Origin of the sequence: Spiroplasma endosymbiont of Amphimallon solstitiale (genome assembly GCF_964030965.1) — a bacterium.
Taxonomy (GTDB): domain Bacteria; phylum Bacillota_I; class Bacilli_A; order Mycoplasmatales; family VBWQ01; genus Spiroplasma_E.
This window is the reverse complement of sequence record NZ_OZ034999.1, coordinates 1800760-1823137: the sequence shown is the minus strand read 5'-3', so window position 1 is coordinate 1823137 and position 22378 is coordinate 1800760. Positions and strand designations below refer to the sequence as shown.

Here is a 22378-nt window from a genome sequence, read left to right as displayed (position 1 = left end):
AAAATGGATAAATCTTTTAATAAGGGTCTTGACCCAGAATTAAAAAAAATTGTGAAAGATGAATGACAACGTCAACAAAATCATATTGAATTAATAGCTTCAGAAAACTATGTATCACCAGCTGTACTTACACTTGCTGGAACAATATTAACTAATAAGTATGCAGAAGGTTATCCGGGCAGAAGATATTATAATGGTTGCGAAAATGTTGATAAAATTGAAAATTTGGCAATAGAGCGTTTTAAACAATTATTTAATTGTAATCATAAACCAGGTCAATGTAAAAAAGGTAATTTTCATGCTAATGTACAACCTCATTCTGGTAGTCAAGCTAATGCTGAAGCATATGCTGCTATATTACGTCCAGGTGATACTATTCTTGGTATGGAACTTGATGCCGGTGGTCATTTAACTCATGGTTATAAAATTAATTTTTCTGGTAAAATTTATCACGGTGTTAATTATGGTGTAAGTAAAAAGGATGAATATTTAGATTATGATGAAATTTTAAAAATTGCTAAAGAATGTAAACCAAAAATTATTGTAGCAGGAGCTAGTGCTTATTCAAGGCTTATTGATTGATCAAAGTTTCGTAAAATTGCCGATACTGTTGGAGCATATTTAATGGTTGATATGGCGCATATTGCTGGATTAATTGCTGCTGGATTACATCAAAATCCTATTTGTTATGCTGATATTACAACAACAACAACTCATAAAACATTAAGAGGACCACGTGGTGGTGCTATTCTTTGCACTGAAGAATTAAAAAAGAAAATTGATAGTGCGGTATTTCCTGGTAATCAAGGTGGGCCATTGGAACATATTATTGCAGCAAAAGCACAAGCTTTTTATGAAGCATTAACGCCAGAATTTAAAACTTATCAAATGCAAGTAATTAAAAATGCTCAAGCATTAGCAAAAACTTTTCTTGATGCAAAATTTCATGTAGTGGCGGGTGGAACTGATAATCATTTATTAACTGTTAATGTTACTAATATTAACGGTTTAAATGGTAAAGAAGCTGTTGATATTTTAGAAAAAATTAATATTGTTGCTAATAAGAATGGTGTTCCCTTTGATCCTTTACCAGCTGTTATTACTAGTGGTGTTCGTTTTGGTAGTCCAGCAATGACAACGAGAGGTTTTAAAGAAGAGCAGTTTATTGAATTAGGAAAGATTATTATTAGTGCTTGAAAATTACCTAAGGGTATTAATGATGATGGTTTAAATGAATTAAGAAAAAAAGTTGATATGCTTTTAAATAAATTTCCCATTTATGAAGATATAAAATTACCTCAATAATAAAATAATTATTTTATTTTTTTGAATCTTTAATTTCTTTCATTTTTTCAATAAAATTATTATCATATTTAACCGAAGATTGTTCTTTAATAAACTTTATTAATTCTGAAACATCTTCATCACTAATTCATGGTGCTTGTAAGCGATTGATATTATTTTGTCCTGGAGCTAAAAATAACATATCGCCTTTACCTAATAATTTTTCTGCTCCAGCAGTATCAAGGATTGTTTTTGAATCAATTCAAGATGCAACTTTAAAAGTAATTCTTGCTGGAATATTATTTTTAATTACGCCAGTAATTACATCTACTGATGGTCTTTGTGTTGCTATTACTAAATGAATTCCTACTGCTTGACCCATTTGTGTAATTCGCATGATTCCTTCTTCAATTTGCTTGCTTGTACCATTAAATCTGCTAATTCATCAATAACAATAATATAATAAGGTAATTTATCAATTTCTTGACTTATTTTTTTATTATAACCTGAATTGTAAAATTAAAAAGGACACTTATATAAAAATTAAATTGTGTTAATTCTATAATTAAGAAAAGAAAGGAATTAGTACAATGTATAAGTATCTGACTATTGAATCAATAATAGCAATAAAAGAATATAAAAGTTATGGATTTTCGATTCGTAAAATAGCAAAAGCCATTGATTATAGTAAATCAACTGTACATAGAGTTTGTAGATTATTAAATCAAAACTTATTACCATTAGAAATATTGAATAAAATTCAAAAAAATAAACAAAATGCAGGTAGAAAATTAATAATTTTAACTTTAATAGAAATTAATACTATTAATCATTTGTTAATTACTAAAAATTATGCTCTTGATATAATTGCTAATTTTTTAAAGGAAAATAAAATAAAAAGTATTTCAACAAAAACTTTATATAACATGTTTAAAACAAATCGAATGGGTTTTGATGAAAATAACTTATTGAGAAAAGGAAAAAATAAACCTCACAAACAAAAAGAAACTAGGGGCAGAATTAATAATTGTAAGTCTATTCATGAAAGAAATTTAATCATTCCTAATATTAAAAATATAGAAGAATTTGGTCATTTAGAGGGTGATACTATCATTGGTAAAGATCATAAAAGTTCTATTATTACTTTAGCTGATATATGATCAAAAACCACAATTCCTTTAGCAACTAAAAATAATAAATCAGAAAATATTACAAAAAGTATAATAAAATTTATTTCAAAGTTACAAAAAGGAACAGTTAAAACTATTACTTTTGATCGTGGTAAAGAATTTAGTAAATGAAAATTAATCGAAAAAAATTGTAATGTTAAGATTTATTTTGCAGATCCTGGTAAACCTTGTCAAAGAGGTTTAAATGAAAATAATAATGGTATTTTAAGAAGATATTTACCAAAATCTACAGATCTATCTTCATATAAACAAAAAGATTTAAATACTATAGCATTTCAAATTAATTCTACACCCAGAAAATCACTATCTTATAAAAGACCAATAGATTTAATACAATTATTTTAAAAAACTGTCCCATTTATATTTACAATTCAGGTAATTATAAAACATAACATATTGATTTACATCATTAATGGCTTCATTGATAGTTAAATATTGATTTGATCCTTTAGGTAGTCATTCTTGAGATAAATGTGAAAATCAGTTTTCTGATATTACATTGCCACCAATATCATAAGGTTGTTTTTTGCTTAAAATTATTTGTTTATTAATGGCTCAATTTGTAATATCTTGACAATAAAATTCATTTGCGTTATCTGAATGTAAAATAACGTTTTTTACTTGATTTCAAGAAAATTGTTGGCTTATTTTTTCAAGTGCAGGATGGATTAAATCTTGATATGATTTATTAGAAGCTGTGTTAAAACTAACAACATTATTTGAATAAAAATCAATAATTACAAAAAGATATAATCAACCTTCTTTGGTATTGATTTGTTTAGTATCCATTGATCAAATTTGATTAGAAGAAGTTGTACTTTTATAGTCTTTATTTACTTTATCCATTGTAGGTATTCATTTATTTGGATTTTTTTTATTTCTAGGATAGTTATTTTTGTTTTGTTTTAATCCTTGTAAATTATGATCTTTCATAATTTTTCGCATTTGTTTTGTTGATAATTCTATATTTAAGTTAATATTTTTTTCTTGTTTTAGTCATTTTTTAAGTGCTGAAAAAATTCGTAAATATCCATAAATTCTACCTTTTCTTGTAGAATGAAATTCAATTAAAAATTTGCATAATTCTTGATATTTATGATTGCAATTAATAATGTGATGTTTTTCTTTTTTAATAGGTTTTTGTTTGTTTTTTAAAAAGTAATATGTTGATCTGTTTAATTGAAGATATTGAGAAAGATGTCTAATCGAATATTGGTTTTTGCAATCATCAATAATTTTAATTTTTTGTTTGATATTTAATTTACTAATAACTAATTCTATTTGTTTAATTTTATCCATTAATAAAATCCTTTCATGTCAAAATTAGTGCTAATTATATAACACAATTGTTTTTCGAATACATTCAGGTTTTTTAAATTAATGGTCTAGTAAAAAGGGCTAAGTAGCTCTGGTGGAATATATTCACATTTAATTCATAAGATATCACGTTTATTACAACCAAGTTATAGATTTAGTGCTGGATTAGATTATGGATTTAAAGATGATGCTTTAGCATGTGTATTAATAGGTTTTGATTATGATTTTAATTTTGTTAATGTTATTGATTGTTTAAAAATAGAAAATAAATTAGTACGTTATGATAATAAACAATTAGCAAGATTAGTAGTAGAGTTTTATATTAAATTAGCAAAAGAAAATAATTTGTTATATGAATATGGTTTAACTGTATATTGTGATTTTAGTAATTATACATTTATTGAAATGTTAAATGATACAGCAATTAAATATCAAGTTAATTCATGGCTATATTTTAAAGATTGTGTGAAATTAAGACTTGAGTTTAGAATAGGTAAGAATGTGGCTTTAATGGCATCAGAACGCTTAAATATTAGTATGAATGCACAAGCTTATTAGATGAGTTTAGATTAGCAATATGAGATGAAAAAAGTATTAAACAAATACCATTAGCAGGTAATGACCATTTAAGAACCTGTTTAGAATCTTTTCGAAAATAATGTAAAATGATTATATATTTTAAAATAAGAGGTATATATGCATAAAAATTATCCAAGTCATGTCACCAAAGAACAATTTGAGAACATAAAATCAATTTTAGAAAATAGCAAAAAGAAAACAAAACCAAGAAGTTTAGATTTATATGAAGTATTTTGTGCAATTTTATATGTATTAAAAAGTGGTTGTCAATGAAGAATGCTACCAAAAAATTTTCCAAAATGACAAACTGTATATTATTATTTTCAAATTTGAAGTAAAAATAATGGTAAAGAACCTAGTGTATTGCAATTAATTTTAAAAAAAATTAGTTAAAAAAGTTCGTATCAATAATAATCGCAAAGAACAAACTAGTTTTTGTATAATTGATTCGCAAAGTGTTAAAAATACAGATACTACTGAAAATAAAGGTTATGATGCTGGTAAAAAGATTTCAGGCATAAAACGTCATATTGTTGTTGATTCTCAAGGTTTACCACATGCAATTTACATAACCACAGCAGAAAAAAACTTTTAATTATGTAGAAAAGTATGGATGACCAAAAATTATTCATCAATTTACACTTAAAATATTATTTTTAATTAAAAATTTGTTAAAAGTAACATTATTTAGTGTAAAAATTCTCTAAAAATAACACTTTATCATGTATCATTACTTTTCTACAAAATTAAAGGAAAAAACAGATCGTAATAGCGCTATAATAATGATTGAAAATGAAAAAGAAAATCTTTCTGCAGTTCAAAAAATAATAGTAGATGCTGGTTATACTGGTGAAAAATTTGCTTCTGAAATCAAAACAATCATAAATGCAAATGTTGAAGTGATAAAACGTAATGAATTACATACTTTTGTAGTATTACCAAAAAGATGAATTGTAGAACGAAGCTTTGCTTGATTAGAAAAATACAGAAGATTATGAAAAAATTGTGAAAGAAAACTAAATACTAGTTTACAAATGGTTGTTCTTTCATTTATTTCAGTTTTATTAAAAAGATTCTAAACAGGTTCTAAGAGATGCTTTTGATTATGCTATAGAACCATATATTAGAAATTTAAGTGCAAATATAAATCCTTATTTTGAAAGGAAGTAACATATGAGTAATACTGAAATATTAACTCCTAATTGATGTATGATAAATCTTCAAGAAATTATAGCAAATCATGCAAGTAAATTATTATGGGGTAATGGTTATAATTTAACAAGTGAAGATGAAGAATATAAAAATGCTATTGAAAAATTAAAAGAATGAAATAATTTAGATTCATTATTTTATCAAGATTGTCATATTAAATCTGGTTATGGTTATAGTATTGTTCAAATTGATAAAAGTAAAACTGGTAGAATATCTTTAAATTTTGCTCAACCATATGCTCAATCAAGAGTTGCAAGAGTATTAGAAACTGAATATAGTGCATCAACATGGTCAAGAATACAATATGATGACCAAAGTATTTATGTTAAAACAACATATACTCCAAATCAAATAATTAGATATTTTACTAGTGATTTTATTACTTTAGATGGTTTACAAGAAAAGATAAGTAAAGATTTACAATTACCTTTAATAGAAAATCATAATTTAGGTATTATTCCAGTTAAATTTATGCAAAATTTACCTAAAAAGAATTTCTTTGGTGGAGTTATTGGTGATTATTATCCAGATATGACCTTTAATTTTGTAGAAAAGTAATGATACATGATAAAGTGTTATTTTTAGAGAATTTTTACACTAAATAATGTTACTTTTAACAAATTTTTAATTAAAAATAATATTTTAAGTGTAAATTGATGAATAATTTTTGGTCATCCATACTTTTCTACATAATTAAAAGATATGACTGCTTGTAAAGGATTACAAAAATTATTAAATCATACATTTGAAATTATATGAAAAGAACTTGAATATAATCGTACAAGAGTTTTTGCAGATATTACTGAACAAGAAATAAATCAATCTAAAACTGCTTTTGATATGAAAAAACTATTTGGTGATTTTGTATTACAAACAAATTTAAGAAGTTTAGGTTCAACTAGTGGAACACCACCAATTGCAATAATACAATGTAACCCAGTCTTAGATAAATATGCAGATTTTATTCAATTTATTATTGATAAAGCATTTGAAGGTAGTGGATATAGTCCAGTAAATGATACTACAAGTCAAAAAACAGAAGCAGAAGTATTAATTACAAATAGTAGAGATATGGAAACTACACGTATTAAACATACATTAAATCAAAGTGATTGAAATGAAATATTTCAAAGATGTTTTATTTTAATGAGTTTAGATGGTGATAAATCTAAATGAACATTTGAAATTAAAGAAAATACTATTGTTAATCGTTTAAATCAATTAGAAATATCCTTTAATTTTGTAGAAAAGTAATGATACATGATAAAGTGTTATTTTTAGATAATTTTTACACTAAATAATGTTACTTTTAACAAATTTTTAATTAAAAATAATATTTTAAGTGTAAATTGATGAATAATTTTTGGTCATCCATACTTTTCTACATAATTAAAAGAAATATCAGAAAGAAAAATTGCAATTGGAATTAGTAATTTAAAAAGAGAAATTATAGCAATTGAAGGTGTAAGTGAAGAAGAAGCAGAACAGATTATTGAAGAAAATTTAAAATATGAAAAGAAAGAATTTGAATTTAGAAAAACTTTTTTAGGAGAAACTAAAAATGGGAATGATACCGAAAATAAATCATCAATTAATTAAAACAGTTTGAAAATCAACTGGTGAAATTGAAAAAGATTTTACACAAAATAAAGATTTACAATTTCGTGTATGTCCTTTTACTATTATTTTAGGTGCTATAAATTCAACAGAAACTGGTTATAAACCACCAACTAGTATTCCTAATGATTATACTAGCTTCTCTAAAATCTTTACTGGTAGAGAAGCAATACAAGCAGTTTGAGACCATTCTTATTTTCCTATTCAAGATAAAGATAATCCGGATTTAGCATATAAACAATTACAAATTGGTGATGTATTTTATGGAAATATTTTAAGTGACCAATTAGGTATTACTTATTCAGCAACACCAGCAAATAATGCTTTTATTCAAGAACAAGCAATTAAAAATGTAGTTATTAATATTCCAAATGAAAAAAAGAATTTTGATTTTATTAATAATATTGTTTCAAATTTATATAAGTTATATATGATTCCAGAAATTAATAAAGTTATAAATACTGATAAATCAATTAAAGTTGATAGACAATGATATATTCTTGAAGTTGCAAGTAAAACTTATAATAATGAAAATAAAGAATTAGCATATATTCAATGTACTTTTAGTTCATTAAATGATAAATTAGCACATAGTGGATTAGCAATTAATCAATATGTACAATTAGGTGCCCCGGGCGACCCAGTTGCATTACCAGCATTAGATAAAAATAATAATATTGTTTTAGATGATAATTATTTAACACCATTACCAGTAACACATTGTCAGGTATCTTTTTATGGTTCAGTTAATCCTATTTCAATAGCATTATGAGGTAGAGATATTGATAATAATCCTATTAATACTAAACAACATAAATATAGACAATATCCAAGTAAATTATTATTTCCATGACAATATCAATGTTCAACTTATGACCCAGTAAGTTTTCAAGCATTACCAGAAACTAATTATGTTTTAACTGTTCAAGGTCAGAGTGTTATGGATAGTTATTCAGATTGACAAAAAGTAATTGCTCCAAATTATGATGATGGTGCAACTAAGCATTATGAAGGTCATTTAAGAACTAATGTTGAAAAAACTAAAAATACTAATAAAGTTGATGTTTCAAATAGATTAGTAAATTATTGAGATAATAATTTTTTAAATGGTGCTGAAATAGAAGATTATAATTATGCAACTGCTGGTAATCCATATTTTCAATATTATAATAAAAATAATAAAAAATTTATTGGTAATACTCATTATAATATGAATAATAATAAATTTAAGCAATTAAATACTATAAATGCATTACATTATTTTATTTATAATCCTATTAGTGAAATACCTTTAACAGTAAGAGAAACTATTAAAATTAATCTTAATACTATACCTATATTTGGTTCATTTATGAATGCTTTTGTTGGTGGATTAGATATTGGTGCTAAATTATCAAGTAATTTATTAATACCACAATTTCCTTATATAAATGGCTTAATATCTGCTGAATTATATACTTTTTATACAACATTATTATATAGTTCACAAAGTACTAATCCAGCATTAATTCCATTAGATGTATTTAGAAATGAAACACCAGATACTATTCAATCAGTATTAGGTACAGCAAGTCATATGACATCATTTACATTTAATTTAACTGATAGTTTATCAATGTCAAAATTTAATATTAATGATAATACTGTTACAAATGGTTATAATCTTACAACTGATAATTTAGTTCAATTAGATAAAATTGATAAAACAAAAATATATTTATTACCAGATGATAAAGATGTTAATCCTTTATTAAAAGAACCAGATTTTACTAATACGAATATAGTTAAATGAGCAATTGATATGATTGATATTAAAGTTGTAGGTAAAAGCAATTTTAAAATAACATTTTATTCAATGCCTGATAATAGAAATGGTGCTGTTAATGATAATTTTAGTATTTGAAGTGGTACTTATCAAACAGTTGGTAAAGCAAGTAATAATAGTAGATTAATTCAAAATACATTTATTTTAGCAAATAATACTTTTAAATTTGACCAACCGTTTAATTATCCACAAGCAATACAACCACCCCCATTAATAGAAAGAGCACATCCTATATTTATTGATTTAAGTAATCAAAGTCAATATGGAATTACAAATAATATTAATGCTGAGGGTTATAGTCAATCTAATCAATACAAAATGAGACCACGTACTTTGGAAGATGTTAAAGGTAAATTTCATAATAGTATTAATATTTATGTAAATCAATATGGTTATGATAATGTTGATAAATTTAAAGAAGATTATGAAAGTATAACATTTAATTTTACTATTAATATGAGTAATTTATTTAATAATGGTGTTTCTTCGACTACATATACTAATTCAAAAAGTTGATTTACACCTATTAAAATAAATTTAAATGATATTGGTAATTGGCAATGTTTAGTAATCTGTGTAACTTACAAAAATAACTATGTTTAATTAATTCTAGTAAATATAATTAAATGACTAGAAAGAGTGAGTTACAGATGGCTAAAAAACAAAATATTAATAATAATGATCCAATATCAAAAGCAGTAGATTTATTATTAGAAAATACTGAAGATTTAACAACAGTTTTTAAAGAAGGGGGTTTATATAAAGAATTAACAAAACGTTTAGTTGAAAAAATGTTGAATTCTGAAATGCAAAATTATTTAGGATATGAAAAAAATCAACATAGTAATACTGAAAATGCTCGTAATGGTACAAGTTCAAAAAAATTAATAACTCAACAAGGTAAAATTGAGATTGATGTACCAAGAGATCGCAATAGTGATTTTACTCCTATAATAGTTGCAAAAAGACAGCGAAGATTTGATGGTTTTGATCAACAAGTGCTTTCACTATATGCAAAAGGTATGACTCTATCTGACATTAGAATGCAGTTACAAGAGTTATATCATGGTGCTGATATTAGTGAAAGTGTTATTAGTCAAATTACTGATGATGTTATTGATGATGTCAAAGCATGACAAAATCGACCATTAAAAAGCGTTTATCCGATTGTTTATTTTGATTGTATAGTAGTTAAAGTTCGACAAGATAAACGGATTATTAATAAATCAGTTTATATAGCATTAGGAGTTGATTTAGAAGGTAAAAAAGATGTTTTAGGCTTATGAATTAGTGAAAATGAAGGTGCTAAATTTTGATTAGCTAATTTCACAGAAATGAAAAATCGAGGCTTAAATGATATTTTGATTGCTTGTAGTGATAATTTAACAGGCATGTCAGAAGCAATACAAGCAGTTTATCCTAAAACAGAACATCAATTATGCATTGTTCATCAAATTCGAAATAGTTTAAAATATGTTTCATACAAACATCGAAAAACTCTAGTTACAGATTTAAAACCAATTTATAGTGCATGTAGTGAAGAACAAGCAATGCAAGCTTTAGAATCATTTGAAAGTAAACCTGAATTGTAAAATTAAAAAGGACACTTATATAAAAATTAAATTGTGTTAATTCTATAATTAAGAAAAGAAAGGAATTAGCACAATGTATAAGTATCTGACTATTGAATCAATAATAGCAATAAAAGAATATAAAAGTTATGGATTTTCGATTCGTAAAATAGCAAAAGCATTGATTATAGTAAATCAACTGTACATAGAGTTTGTAGATTATTAAATCAAAACTTATTACGAGGCTTTTTAGAAATCTGTGTATCTTTGTTTTACAAAGTACTAGTTCAGATTAATTCTGTCTTCAAATTTTATCATAAAATGAGCAATTGCTGTATTTCAATTTTGAATAGGCAATGTTCATTTTTTTGTTATATTTTCAATTGCTAAATAAAATATTTTAAAAACTGACATATCATTAGGAAAAGCTTTTTTGTTTCTAATAACTTTTCGTAATTGACTATTAGAACCTGTTTAGAATCTTTTCGAAAATAATGTAAAATGATTATATATTTTAAAATAAGAGGTATATATGCATAAAAATTATCCAAGTCATGTCACCAAAGAACAATTTGAGAACATAAAATCAATTTTAGAAAATAGCAAAAAGAAAACAAAACCAAGAAGTTTAGATTTATATGAAGTATTTTGTGCAATTTTATATGTATTAAAAAGTGGTTGTCAATGAAGAATGCTACCAAAAAATTTTCCAAAATGACAAACTGTATATTATTATTTTCAAATTTGAAGTAAAAATAATGGTAAAGAACCTAGTGTATTGCAATTAATTTTAAAAAAAATTAGTTAAAAAAGTTCGTATCAATAATAATCGCAAAGAACAAACTAGTTTTTGTATAATTGATTCGCAAAGTGTTAAAAATACAGATACTACTGAAAATAAAGGTTATGATGCTGGTAAAAAGATTTCAGGCATAAAACGTCATATTGTTGTTGATTCTCAAGGTTTACCACATGCAATTTACATAACCACAGCAGAAAAAACAGATCGTAATAGCGCTATAATAATGATTGAAAATGAAAAAGAAAATCTTTCTGCAGTTCAAAAAATAATAGTAGATGCTGGTTATACTGGTGAAAAATTTGCTTCTGAAATCAAAACAATCATAAATGCAAATGTTGAAGTGATAAAACGTAATGAATTACATACTTTTGTAGTATTACCAAAAAGATGAATTGTAGAACGAAGCTTTGCTTGATTAGAAAAATACAGAAGATTAGAGGCTTTTTAGAAATCTGTGTATCTTTGTTTTACAAAGTACTAGTTCAGATTAATTCTGTCTTCAAATTTTATCATAAAATGAGCAATTGCTGTATTTCAATTTTGAATAGGCAATGTTCATTTTTTTGTTATATTTTCAATTGCTAAATAAAATATTTTAAAAACTGACATATCATTAGGAAAAGCTTTTTTGTTTCTAATAACTTTTCGTAATTGACTATTAACAGATTCAATAGCATTTGTTGTATAAATTACTCTTTTGATTTCTGCAGGATAACTAATAAAAATCATCAAATTTTCTCAATTTTTATATCAAGATTTAGCAATTTGGGGATATTGTTTATTTCATTTACTTTCAAATGATTCTAAAGCTTGCATTGCTTGTTCTTCACTACATGCACTATAAATTGGTTTTAAATCTGTAACTAGAGTTTTTCGATGTTTGTATGAAACATATTTTAAACTATTTCGAATTTGATGAACAATGCATAATTGATGTTCTGTTTTAGGATAAACTGCTTGTATTGCTTCTGACATGCCTGTTAAATTATCACTACAAGCAATCAAAATATCATTTAAGCCTCGATTTTTCATTTCTGTGAAATTAGCTAATCAAAATTTAGCACCTTCATTTTCACTAATTCATAAGCCTAAAACATCTTTTTTACCTTCTAAATCAACTCCTAATGCTATATAAACTGATTTATTAATAATCCGTTTATCTTGTCGAACTTTAACTACTATACAATCAAAATAAACAATCGGATAAATGCTTTCTAATGGTCGATTTTGTCATGTTTTGACATCATCAATAACATCATCAGTAATTTGACTAATAACACTTTCACTAATATCAGCACCATGATATAACTCTTGTAACTGCATTCTAATGTCAGATAGAGTCATACCTTTTGCATATAGTGAAAGCACTTGTTGATCAAAACCATCAAATCTTCGCTGTCTTTTTGCAACTATTACAGGAGTAAAATCACTATTGCGATCTCTTGGTACATCAATCTCAATTTTACCTTGTTGAGTTATTAATTTTTTTGAACTTGTACCATTACGAGCATTTTCAGTATTACTATGTTGATTTTTTTCATATCCTAAATAATTTTGCATTTCAGAATTCAACATTTTTTCAACTAAACGTTTTGTTAATTCTTTATATAAACCCCCTTCTTTAAAAACTGTTGTTAAATCTTCAGTATTTTCTAATAATAAATCTACTGCTTTTGATATTGGATCATTATTATTAATATTTTGTTTTTTAGCCATCTGTAACTCACTCTTTCTAGTCATTTAATTATATTTACTAGAATTAATTAAACATAGTTATTTTTGTAAGTTACACAGATTACTAAACATTGCCGAAGATTATGAAAAAATTGTGAAAGAAAACTAAATACTAGTTTACAAATGGTTGTTCTTTCATTTATTTCAGTTTTATTAAAAAGATTCTAAACAGGTTCTTAACAGATTCAATAGCATTTGTTGTATAAATTACTCTTTTGATTTCTGCAGGATAACTAATAAAAATCATCAAATTTTCTCAATTTTTATATCAAGATTTAGCAATTTGGGGGGATATTGTTTATTTCATTTACTTTCAAATGATTCTAAAGCTTGCATTGCTTGTTCTTCACTACATGCACTATAAATTGGTTTTAAATCTGTAACTAGAGTTTTTCGATGTTTGTATGAAACATATTTTAAACTATTTCGAATTTGATGAACAATGCATAATTGATGTTCTGTTTTAGGATAAACTGCTTGTATTGCTTCTGACATGCCTGTTAAATTATCACTACAAGCAATCAAAATATCATTTAAGCCTCGATTTTTCATTTCTGTGAAATTAGCTAATCAAAATTTAGCACCTTCATTTTCACTAATTCATAAGCCTAAAACATCTTTTTTACCTTCTAAATCAACTCCTAATGCTATATAAACTGATTTATTAATAATCCGTTTATCTTGTCGAACTTTAACTACTATACAATCAAAATAAACAATCGGATAAACGCTTTCTAATGGTCGATTTTGTCATGCTTTGACATCATCAATAACATCATCAGTAATTTGACTAATAACACTTTCACTAATATCAGCACCATGATATAACTCTTGTAACTGCATTCTAATGTCAGATAGAGTCATACCTTTTGCATATAGTGAAAGCATTTGTTGATCAAAACCATCAAATCTTCGCTGTCTTTTTGCAACTATTACAGGAGTAAAATCACTATTGCGATCTCTTGGTACATCAATCTCAATTTTACCTTGTTGAGTTATTAATTTTTTTGAACTTGTACCATTACGAGCATTTTCAGTATTACTATGTTGATTTTTTTCATATCCTAAATAATTTTGCATTTCAGAATTCAACATTTTTTCAACTAAACGTTTTGTTAATTCTTTATATAAACCCCCTTCTTTAAAAACTGTTGTTAAATCTTCAGTATTTTCTAATAATAAATCTACTGCTTTTGATATTGGATCATTATTATTAATATTTTGTTTTTTAGCCATCTGTAACTCACTCTTTCTAGTCATTTAATTATATTTACTAGAATTAATTAAACATAGTTATTTTTGTAAGTTACACAGATTACTAAACATTGCCGAAATTTAATTGAATTCAAAATGAATTAGAAAGATTAAAAGAAAAAACTATTGGTTATGTTGCTTATTTTAAATCCTGAATTGTAAATATAAATGGGACAGTTTTTTAAAATAATTGTATTAAATCTATTGGTCTTTTATAAGATAGTGATTTTCTGGGTGTAGAATTAATTTGAAATGCTATAGTATTTAAATCTTTTTGTTTATATGAAGATAGATCTGTAGATTTTGGTAAATATCTTCTTAAAATACCATTATTATTTTCATTTAAACCTCTTTGACAAGGTTTACCAGGATCTGCAAAATAAATCTTAACATTACATTTTTTTTCGATTAATTTTCATTTACTAAATTCTTTACCACGATCAAAAGTAATAGTTTTAACTGTTCCTTTTTGTAACTTTGAAATAAATTTTATTATACTTTTTGTAATATTTTCTGATTTATTATTTTTAGTTGCTAAAGGAATTGTGGTTTTTGATCATATATCAGCTAAAGTAATAATAGAACTTTTATGATCTTTACCAATGATAGTATCACCTTCTAAATGACCAAATTCTTCTATATTTTTAATATTAGGAATGATTAAATTTCTTTCATGAATAGACTTACAATTATTAATTCTGCCCCTAGTTTCTTTTTGTTTGTGAGGTTTATTTTTTCCTTTTCTCAATAAGTTATTTTCATCAAAACCCATTCGATTTGTTTTAAACATGTTATATAAAGTTTTTGTTGAAATACTTTTTATTTTATTTTCCTTTAAAAAATTAGCAATTATATCAAGAGCATAATTTTTAGTAATTAACAAATGATTAATAGTATTAATTTCTATTAAAGTTAAAATTATTAATTTTCTACCTGCATTTTGTTTATTTTTTTGAATTTTATTCAATATTTCTAATGGTAATAAGTTTTGATTTAATAATCTACAAACTCTATGTACAGTTGATTTACTATAATCAATGGCTTTTGCTATTTTACGAATCGAAAATCCATAACTTTTATATTCTTTTATTGCTATTATTGATTCAATAGTCAGATACTTATACATTGTGCTAATTCCTTTCTTTTCTTAATTATAGAATTAACACAATTTAATTTTTATATAAGTGTCCTTTTTAATTTTACAATTCAGGAATTAAAAAATGGTTATGAAAAATATTTATATATGTCAAAAGAAGAAATAGAAAATCATTTTAATACTTATAGTGAAACTTATAAAAAAAATAAAAAATTTATTGTTAGTAGTTTTGAAGCAATGGCATTAAAAACTGTATTAACTCAAATTGGAAGTTATAAAAGTAAAAAATTTAATGGAAAAATTTATTTATGAAACAATTAATAGTAAAGAAATATTAAGTTTTCAAGTAGCGTTTGCCAATCATAAATTAGTTAATGAACAATATAACAATCTAAAAGATAATCAAGAGTCAGTTCTAAAAGAAATTAATTTAAAAATAAAAGTTATTACAGATAAAATAGAAAAAAACAATATGAAGCTACAAAAAATAAAAAACATATGATTTTATAAGATTTGAAAATGTAGACAGTTAAAGAAAAGTAACAAAAATTGAGAAATTAAATTAGGTGAAAAGATTGCAGAAAAAGATTTTTTTTAAAAATTTAAAGATCTTTATACTAAATCACTAGATCAGTCAGCACTTAAAAAAGCAGAATTGGATTTATCTTCTAAACTATTAGCATTTTATTTAGAACAAAAAAATCTAAAAATTTAAAGTTTTCTGAATATGAAGTGTGAAAAGTGGAATTTATTGCTACATGTGAAAAAGTAATTAAAAATCTTGAATTTAATAGTTTAAAAGTAGAGTTAATTAGTAATTTTGCAGTAACTTTATTTAAAGATGTTTTAAAAAATATTGAACTTCAAAAAAAAATACGAAATTAAAGTTATTAATGATAATGATTTATCATCTCAATTAGATTCTGATACATGTCTTGTTTCTGAAAGCGGCATTAGTGACTGAAGTGATAGTTTCGGTGAAAGTATTAATATTGACATGGATATTAACTTTCATTCTACTAGACAAACAGTTCTAGTATAAGTTATTAATAAAATAAATTATTAAAACTATAGATATTGAATTATTTATAAAATATAAATAAATTATCGGACTAAAAAGGGGTTATAAGAGATATATTTGAACTAATGGAAAGAATAGACTTACTGCATAACTAGTTAACTTTTCATTTTTTTGTTATTATTAAAATAAAAGTTGAATAGTTAAGGATAAATTTTATGACATATTTTGAATTAAAAGATAAATCGGATCAATATTTTCGTAAAATAGTTGGTATTAATAAACTAGTTTTTAATGAAACCTGAATTGTAAAATTAAAAAGGACACTTATATAAAAATTAAATTGTGTTAATTCTATAATTAAGAAAAGAAAGGAATTAGCACAATGTATAAGTATCTGACTATTGAATCAATAATAGCAATAAAAGAATATAAAAGTTATGGATTTTCGATTCGTAAAATAGCAAAAGCCATTGATTATAGTAAATCAACTGTACATAGAGTTTGTAGATTATTAAATCAAAACTTATTACCATTAGAAATATTGAATAAAATTCAAAAAAATAAACAAAATGCAGGTAGAAAATTAATAATTTTAACTTTAATAGAAATTAATACTATTAATCATTTGTTAATTACTAAAAATTATGCTCTTGATATAATTGCTAATTTTTTAAAGGAAAATAAAATAAAAAGTATTTCAACAAAAACTTTATATAACATGTTTAAAACAAATCGAATGGGTTTTGATGAAAATAACTTATTGAGAAAAGGAAAAAATAAACCTCACAAACAAAAAGAAACTAGGGGCAGAATTAATAATTGTAAGTCTATTCATGAAAGAAATTTAATCATTCCTAATATTAAAAATATAGAAGAATTTGGTCATTTAGAGGGTGATACTATCATTGGTAAAGATCATAAAAGTTCTATTATTACTTTAGCTGATATATGATCAAAAACCACAATTCCTTTAGCAACTAAAAATAATAAATCAGAAAATATTACAAAAAGTATAATAAAATTTATTTCAAAGTTACAAAAAGGAACAGTTAAAACTATTACTTTTGATCGTGGTAAAGAATTTAGTAAATGAAAATTAATCGAAAAAAATTGTAATGTTAAGATTTATTTTGCAGATCCTGGTAAACCTTGTCAAAGAGGTTTAAATGAAAATAATAATGGTATTTTAAGAAGATATTTACCAAAATCTACAGATCTATCTTCATATAAACAAAAAGATTTAAATACTATAGCATTTCAAATTAATTCTACACCCAGAAAATCACTATCTTATAAAAGACCAATAGATTTAATACAATTATTTTAAAAAACTGTCCCATTTATATTTACAATTCAGGAAATTTTAAATATTTTATTAGATCATCAAAAGCTAAAAATTACCATTGGTGGAAGACCATATAAAATGTCAATAAATAGAAGATAGACTAGTAATGACTTTAAGATATTTATATGAAAATCGTACATATCATATTATTGACTCTGAGTATAATATGGTTGATACTACTGCTTTACGAAATATTCGTTCAATTGAAGACATTTTAATAAAAAATAATAACTTTAATAATTTAACAGATAAAAATATTTTTTTAAAAAGAAGAATTAAAAAATAAAATTTTGATAATTGATGTAACAGAAGTAGAAACAGAACGACCAAAATATAACCAAAAAGATTGATTTTCTGGTAAAAAATGAATGCATACTGTTAAGTTTCAAACCATAATTAATGCACATACTAATGAAATTTTAAATATTTTTCCTGATATTGGTAAAAATCATGATTTTAAAACTTTTAAAAATTCAAAGTTAAAATTTTCACCAGAAACTATAATTATTGCAGATAAAGGTTATCAAGGTTTACAAAAAATTCATGCTAATACATTTTTACCTATTAAAACTAGTAAAAAGAATCCTAAAACAAGTAAAATTAAAATTTTTAATAAGATTTTTAATAAAACTCGCAGAAAAGTTGAACATGTTTTTGCGTTTTTAAAATATTTTAAAATTATTGGTTATAAATTTAGAAAAGGCAGAAAACGAATATTTTTAAGTTTTAATTTAATTGTAGGATTTTATAATTTATCATTAAAACTTAAAAACGTTATGCAATAAGTCTAATGATTAAAATGGATATTAAACTTATAAACAAATGAGAAGTAATAATTAAATTAATAATATATTCACAAGCAATAAAAGAATATCAAGAGTATTTTAATATTTTACAAGAATTAGAAAAAGAACGTATAACTAGATTAGAAGATCTTGAAAATAAAAAACAAGAAATAATAGAAAAAATAAATAATAAACAATTAGTAATTCCAATTATTACTGCATTATTAAATTGTTGAAGAAGAAATAAAATTCAAGATTTTGATTTTTTGATTAAAAAATTGAAAGTTAAAACTCCTCATAATAATATGAGAAAAGTATGACGTAATGTTTGAAAAGAAATATTAACTTATTATTGTGATGGTGATTTAACTAAGACAATTAATTCCGAAGAGTTTAAAGAATGACAGGATAAATTTATTGAAAATTGTGAATCATTAAATATTATTGGTAATAATATATTTTTACAAGCAAATATTACTAAAGAAAATGGGTCTACTGATTTATCAAATAATAATTGAAAAGAAGAAATTAGAAGAGACTCAAATCACTTAATGCCAAAAACTGAAAAACCTTGTTGAAGAAGATATGTAATTAGAAGATAATTAGTAAAAAAATAAATATATATTTAAATAAATTAAAAAATAAGTTTTAACCCCTTGTTATTTTTTACTTTTATATGCTATTATTGTATAAGTAACGGCTCGGTAGCTCAGTTGGTAGAGCATTCGCCTGAAGAGCGAAGTGTCAGTGGTTCGAATCCGCTTCGAGCCACCATTATTTAAAATATAGGCAATTAAGCCTTTTTTTAATTATTTTTCTTAGAACCTGTTTAGAATCTTTTCGAAAATAATGTAAAATGATTATATATTTTAAAATAAGAGGTATATATGCATAAAAATTATCCAAGTCATGTCACCAAAGAACAATTTGAGAACATAAAATCAATTTTAGAAAATAGCAAAAAGAAAACAAAACCAAGAAGTTTAGATTTATATGAAGTATTTTGTGCAATTTTATATGTATTAAAAAGTGGTTGTCAATGAAGAATGCTACCAAAAAATTTTCCAAAATGACAAACTGTATATTATTATTTTCAAATTTGAAGTAAAAATAATGGTAAAGAACCTAGTGTATTGCAATTAATTTTAAAAAAAATTAGTTAAAAAAGTTCGTATCAATAATAATCGCAAAGAACAAACTAGTTTTTGTATAATTGATTCGCAAAGTGTTAAAAATACAGATACTACTGAAAATAAAGGTTATGATGCTGGTAAAAAGATTTCAGGCATAAAACGTCATATTGTTGTTGATTCTCAAGGTTTACCACATGCAATTTACATAACCACAGCAGAAAAAACAGATCGTAATAGCGCTATAATAATGATTGAAAATGAAAAAGAAAATCTTTCTGCAGTTCAAAAAATAATAGTAGATGCTGGTTATACTGGTGAAAAATTTGCTTCTGAAATCAAAACAATCATAAATGCAAATGTTGAAGTGATAAAACGTAATGAATTACATACTTTTGTAGTATTACCAAAAAGATGAATTGTAGAACGAAGCTTTGCTTGATTAGAAAAATACAGAAGATTATGAAAAAATTGTGAAAGAAAACTAAATACTAGTTTACAAATGGTTGTTCTTTCATTTATTTCAGTTTTATTAAAAAGATTCTAAACAGGTTCTTAGATTTAGGTTTAAGTTAAAATTTTAGGTATAATAGTGTCATTAGCAATTTTAAACAATTAATAATTCTAGAAAGAAGGGTATTAGTGTCTAAAATTTTAGTTTTAAATAATGCGAAAATAATTAGCATTAAGAAAATAATAAATAATGGTTTTTTAGTAATTAAAGATAATTTAATTTTCCAAATTAATGAAGGAAAGTATAATTATGAATTTCAAGATGCTCAGGTTATTGATTGTCATAATCAAACAATAATACCTGGTTTTATTGATTTACATGTACATGGAGGTTATGGCTATAGTTTAATGGATGGTACCATTGAATCAATTAATAATTTTGCAAAATTAGTTCCAAAAGAGGGAGTAACAAAGTTTTGTTATGCAACAGTTACTGCCAGCAAAAAAGAAATTGATAATATTCTTTCAGTATTTGCTAAGTATATGAAAACAGAAAATAAAGGTAACAAGGCACGAATTATTGGTGCATATTTAGAAGGACCTTTTATCTCAGAATTACAAAAAGGAGCACATACTCCGTCATTACTTCATGTTCCTGATCTTAATTTAGTAAAATCTTGAAATATAATTAGTAACAAAAATTTAAAATTTATTGTTTATGCTCCTGAGATAGATCCTAATTTAAATAATAAAAATTCAAATTTTATTTCTTCATTAATTAAAAATAATATTATTCCTAGTGTTGGTCATAGTAATGCTACTTTTAAAGAAATAACTAAAACTGTTGAATATGGTTTAACGCATATTACCCATCTTTATAATGCAATGAGTCCCTATAATCATCGTGATCCTGGTGTTGTTCCAGCATCATTATATTATGATCAATTAGTTACTGAGTTAATTTGTGATGGAATTCATGTTGATATTGATATTTTAGCAATAACATATAAAATTAAAGGTGCCGATGGAATTTGTATGATTACTGATGCCATGAGTGCAAAGGGACAGCCTGATGGTAAGTATTTATTGGGACCATTACCTGTCATTAAAAGTAATAATAAGGTTACTGTTGAAGCAACCGGAAAATTAGCAGGCAGCATTGCAACAATGATTGCTGGTTTTAAAAATTTATTAAAAATTACTAATAATAATTGACAAGATTGCATCAAAATGGCTTCTTATAATAGTGCTAAACAAGTAGGAATTGCAAATAAAACGGGTGATGTTGTTATTGGTAAATTAGCAGATATTATTGTATTAACTAAGAATAATGATATTTTTTTAACAATATGCGAAGGAAAAATTGCGTATCAACAAGAATAACTAAGTAATGTAAGGGGTTTTTAAATTATGAAATTAATTATTTTAAAAGATAAAACTGAGGTTGCTCAATTATTAAGTAAAATTATTATTGATATTATTAAAGTTAAACCAAATGCTATTTTAGGATTAGCAACAGGAAGTAGTCCAATTGAAACATATGATTTATTAATAGCAGATGCGAAAAATAACAAAAGAGATTGATCAAAAGTTGTAACATTTAATTTAGATGAATATGTTGGTTTAACTCCAGATCATGTAAAAAGTTATCGTTATTTTATGAATCATCAATTATTTAATCATATTAAAAGTCTTAATTTAAAAAATACGTATGTTCCTAAAGGTATTGGTGATTTAGGCCAAAATGTGGAAGAATATGAAAAATTATTAAAAGAAAAAGGACCAATTGATTTACAAATATTGGGCTTAGGTACTAATGGTCATATTGCTTTTAATGAACCAGGTACTCTTGCAAGTAGTAAAACACATGTTGTTAATTTAACTAAAGAAACAATTGAAGCTAATAAAAGATTTTTTTCTAAAGTTGAAGATGTACCAACCAAAGCTGTTACGATGGGTATTCATACTATTTTACAAGCTAAATTGATTGTTTTAATTGCTACAGGAACTAATAAAGCACAAGCTATTCGAGAGTTAGTTGAAGGTAAAGTTTCTCCAAATTATCCATGTACTTTTTTACAAAATCATGATGATGTTACAATTATTATTGATGAAGAAGCAGCAACATTATTAAAACCAACTATATCAAAAAAAAATTAACTT

General features: G+C 24.4%; 18 protein-coding genes, 1 tRNA gene and 9 pseudogenes. 22 read left to right on the top strand and 6 right to left on the bottom strand.

What is annotated here, in order from left to right:
- Window positions 1–3 precede the first annotated feature (3 nt).
- Complete coding sequence (glyA, locus tag AAHH39_RS11410; protein ID WP_252319797.1) at window positions 4–1305, top strand: serine hydroxymethyltransferase; 1302 nt, start codon at window positions 4–6, stop codon at window positions 1303–1305.
- A gap of 13 nt (window positions 1306–1318) precedes the next feature.
- Here the strand turns inward: glyA and AAHH39_RS11405 are convergent, their stop codons facing one another.
- Complete coding sequence (locus AAHH39_RS11405) at window positions 1319–1681, bottom strand: hypothetical protein (RefSeq protein WP_342218161.1); 363 nt, start codon at window positions 1679–1681, stop codon at window positions 1319–1321.
- 193 nt (window positions 1682–1874) lie between these two features.
- On the opposite strand from AAHH39_RS11405, the gene AAHH39_RS11400 reads away from it, so the two are divergent.
- Window positions 1875–2819, top strand: a complete 945-nt coding sequence (locus AAHH39_RS11400; RefSeq protein ID WP_342217458.1) for an IS30 family transposase — start codon at window positions 1875–1877, stop codon at window positions 2817–2819.
- Here AAHH39_RS11400 and AAHH39_RS11395 read toward each other — a convergent pair.
- Complete coding sequence (locus tag AAHH39_RS11395) at window positions 2811–3773, bottom strand: DDE-type integrase/transposase/recombinase (RefSeq protein ID WP_342218160.1); 963 nt, start codon at window positions 3771–3773, stop codon at window positions 2811–2813. The two genes, AAHH39_RS11400 and AAHH39_RS11395, sit on opposite strands and share 9 nt — an antisense overlap.
- A 714-nt stretch (window positions 3774–4487) precedes the next feature.
- On the opposite strand from AAHH39_RS11395, the pseudogene AAHH39_RS11390 reads away from it, so the two are divergent.
- From AAHH39_RS11390 to AAHH39_RS11360, 8 genes and pseudogenes are all read left to right on the top strand, one after another.
- A pseudogene (locus AAHH39_RS11390) lies at window positions 4488–4953 on the top strand (IS5 family transposase); the annotation flags it as partial.
- A gap of 4 nt (window positions 4954–4957) precedes the next feature.
- Window positions 4958–5077: pseudogene (locus AAHH39_RS13515) on the top strand (IS30 family transposase); the annotation flags it as partial.
- Between the two features lie 48 nt (window positions 5078–5125).
- Window positions 5126–5449 (top strand): annotated as a pseudogene (locus AAHH39_RS11385) (transposase); the annotation flags it as partial.
- Between the two features lie 94 nt (window positions 5450–5543).
- Entirely contained in the window at window positions 5544–6140 is a 597-nt protein-coding gene (locus AAHH39_RS11380) for a hypothetical protein (RefSeq protein WP_342218159.1), read from the top strand.
- A gap of 144 nt (window positions 6141–6284) precedes the next feature.
- Window positions 6285–6836, top strand: a complete 552-nt coding sequence (locus AAHH39_RS11375; RefSeq protein WP_342218158.1) for a hypothetical protein — start codon at window positions 6285–6287, stop codon at window positions 6834–6836.
- Between the two features lie 313 nt (window positions 6837–7149).
- The gene (locus tag AAHH39_RS11370) at window positions 7150–9627 is read left to right on the top strand and encodes a hypothetical protein (RefSeq protein WP_342218157.1); all 2478 of its coding nucleotides are present in this window, start codon (window positions 7150–7152) and stop codon (window positions 9625–9627) included.
- A 47-nt stretch (window positions 9628–9674) separates the two neighbouring features.
- Window positions 9675–10604: pseudogene (locus AAHH39_RS11365) on the top strand (IS256 family transposase); the annotation flags it as partial.
- Between the two features lie 85 nt (window positions 10605–10689).
- Window positions 10690–10835: pseudogene (locus tag AAHH39_RS11360) on the top strand (helix-turn-helix domain-containing protein); the annotation flags it as partial.
- Between the two features lie 42 nt (window positions 10836–10877).
- Here AAHH39_RS11360 and AAHH39_RS11355 read toward each other — a convergent pair.
- Window positions 10878–11060: pseudogene (locus AAHH39_RS11355) on the bottom strand (IS256 family transposase); the annotation flags it as partial.
- Window positions 11061–11127: 67 nt separating this feature from the next.
- Here AAHH39_RS11355 and AAHH39_RS11350 point away from each other — a divergent pair.
- Window positions 11128–11833, top strand: a pseudogene (locus AAHH39_RS11350) (IS5 family transposase); the annotation flags it as partial.
- Between the two features lie 41 nt (window positions 11834–11874).
- Here the strand turns inward: AAHH39_RS11350 and AAHH39_RS11345 are convergent.
- Complete coding sequence (locus AAHH39_RS11345) at window positions 11875–13113, bottom strand: IS256 family transposase (RefSeq protein WP_342219300.1); 1239 nt, start codon at window positions 13111–13113, stop codon at window positions 11875–11877.
- A 93-nt stretch (window positions 13114–13206) separates the two neighbouring features.
- On the opposite strand from AAHH39_RS11345, the pseudogene AAHH39_RS13510 reads away from it, so the two are divergent.
- Window positions 13207–13299, top strand: a pseudogene (locus AAHH39_RS13510) (IS5/IS1182 family transposase); the annotation flags it as partial.
- Here the strand turns inward: AAHH39_RS13510 and AAHH39_RS11340 are convergent.
- Together AAHH39_RS11340 and AAHH39_RS11335 are read right to left on the bottom strand one after the other, a co-directional pair.
- A pseudogene (locus tag AAHH39_RS11340) lies at window positions 13295–14367 on the bottom strand (IS256 family transposase); the annotation flags it as partial. The pseudogenes AAHH39_RS13510 and AAHH39_RS11340 sit on opposite strands and share 5 nt — an antisense overlap.
- Before the next feature lie 199 nt (window positions 14368–14566).
- On the bottom strand, window positions 14567–15511 hold the full coding sequence (locus tag AAHH39_RS11335; protein WP_342218153.1) for an IS30 family transposase: 945 nt from the start codon (window positions 15509–15511) through the stop codon (window positions 14567–14569).
- On the opposite strand from AAHH39_RS11335, the gene AAHH39_RS11330 reads away from it, so the two are divergent.
- From AAHH39_RS11330 to nagB, 10 genes are all read left to right on the top strand, one after another.
- The gene (locus AAHH39_RS11330) at window positions 15398–15802 is read left to right on the top strand and encodes a recombinase RecT (protein ID WP_342218152.1); all 405 of its coding nucleotides are present in this window, start codon (window positions 15398–15400) and stop codon (window positions 15800–15802) included. The two genes, AAHH39_RS11335 and AAHH39_RS11330, sit on opposite strands and share 114 nt — an antisense overlap.
- Window positions 15774–16079 carry a hypothetical protein gene (locus tag AAHH39_RS11325; RefSeq protein WP_342218151.1) on the top strand — a complete coding sequence of 102 codons (306 nt, stop codon included), beginning with the start codon at window positions 15774–15776 and terminating at the stop codon, window positions 16077–16079. The genes AAHH39_RS11330 and AAHH39_RS11325 overlap by 29 nt, the downstream gene beginning before the upstream one ends.
- An 805-nt stretch (window positions 16080–16884) precedes the next feature.
- A complete protein-coding gene (locus AAHH39_RS11320) occupies window positions 16885–17829 on the top strand; it encodes an IS30 family transposase (RefSeq protein WP_342217458.1) in 945 nt (314 codons plus the stop codon).
- A 106-nt stretch (window positions 17830–17935) separates the two neighbouring features.
- Window positions 17936–18133, top strand: coding sequence for a transposase family protein (locus tag AAHH39_RS11315; protein WP_342219352.1), 198 nt, complete (start codon window positions 17936–17938; stop codon window positions 18131–18133).
- A 4-nt stretch (window positions 18134–18137) separates the two neighbouring features.
- Complete coding sequence (locus AAHH39_RS11310; protein WP_342218150.1) at window positions 18138–18632, top strand: transposase family protein; 495 nt, start codon at window positions 18138–18140, stop codon at window positions 18630–18632.
- A 14-nt stretch (window positions 18633–18646) separates the two neighbouring features.
- Window positions 18647–19234, top strand: a complete 588-nt coding sequence (locus tag AAHH39_RS11305) for a hypothetical protein (RefSeq protein ID WP_342218149.1) — start codon at window positions 18647–18649, stop codon at window positions 19232–19234.
- A gap of 96 nt (window positions 19235–19330) precedes the next feature.
- Window positions 19331–19406 (top strand) — tRNA-Phe (locus AAHH39_RS11300).
- 113 nt (window positions 19407–19519) lie between these two features.
- A protein-coding gene (locus tag AAHH39_RS11295; RefSeq protein ID WP_425288900.1) for an IS5 family transposase occupies window positions 19520–20309 on the top strand; the annotation gives its coding sequence in 2 pieces (ribosomal slippage) (window positions 19520–19780 and window positions 19782–20309; 789 coding nt in all).
- Window positions 20310–20404: 95 nt separating this feature from the next.
- Window positions 20405–21598 carry an N-acetylglucosamine-6-phosphate deacetylase gene (gene nagA, locus AAHH39_RS11290; RefSeq protein ID WP_342218148.1) on the top strand — a complete coding sequence of 398 codons (1194 nt, stop codon included), beginning with the start codon at window positions 20405–20407 and terminating at the stop codon, window positions 21596–21598.
- Window positions 21599–21625: 27 nt separating this feature from the next.
- Window positions 21626–22375 carry a glucosamine-6-phosphate deaminase gene (nagB, locus tag AAHH39_RS11285; protein ID WP_342218147.1) on the top strand — a complete coding sequence of 250 codons (750 nt, stop codon included), beginning with the start codon at window positions 21626–21628 and terminating at the stop codon, window positions 22373–22375.
- The last annotated feature ends 3 nt before the right edge of the window (window positions 22376–22378 follow it).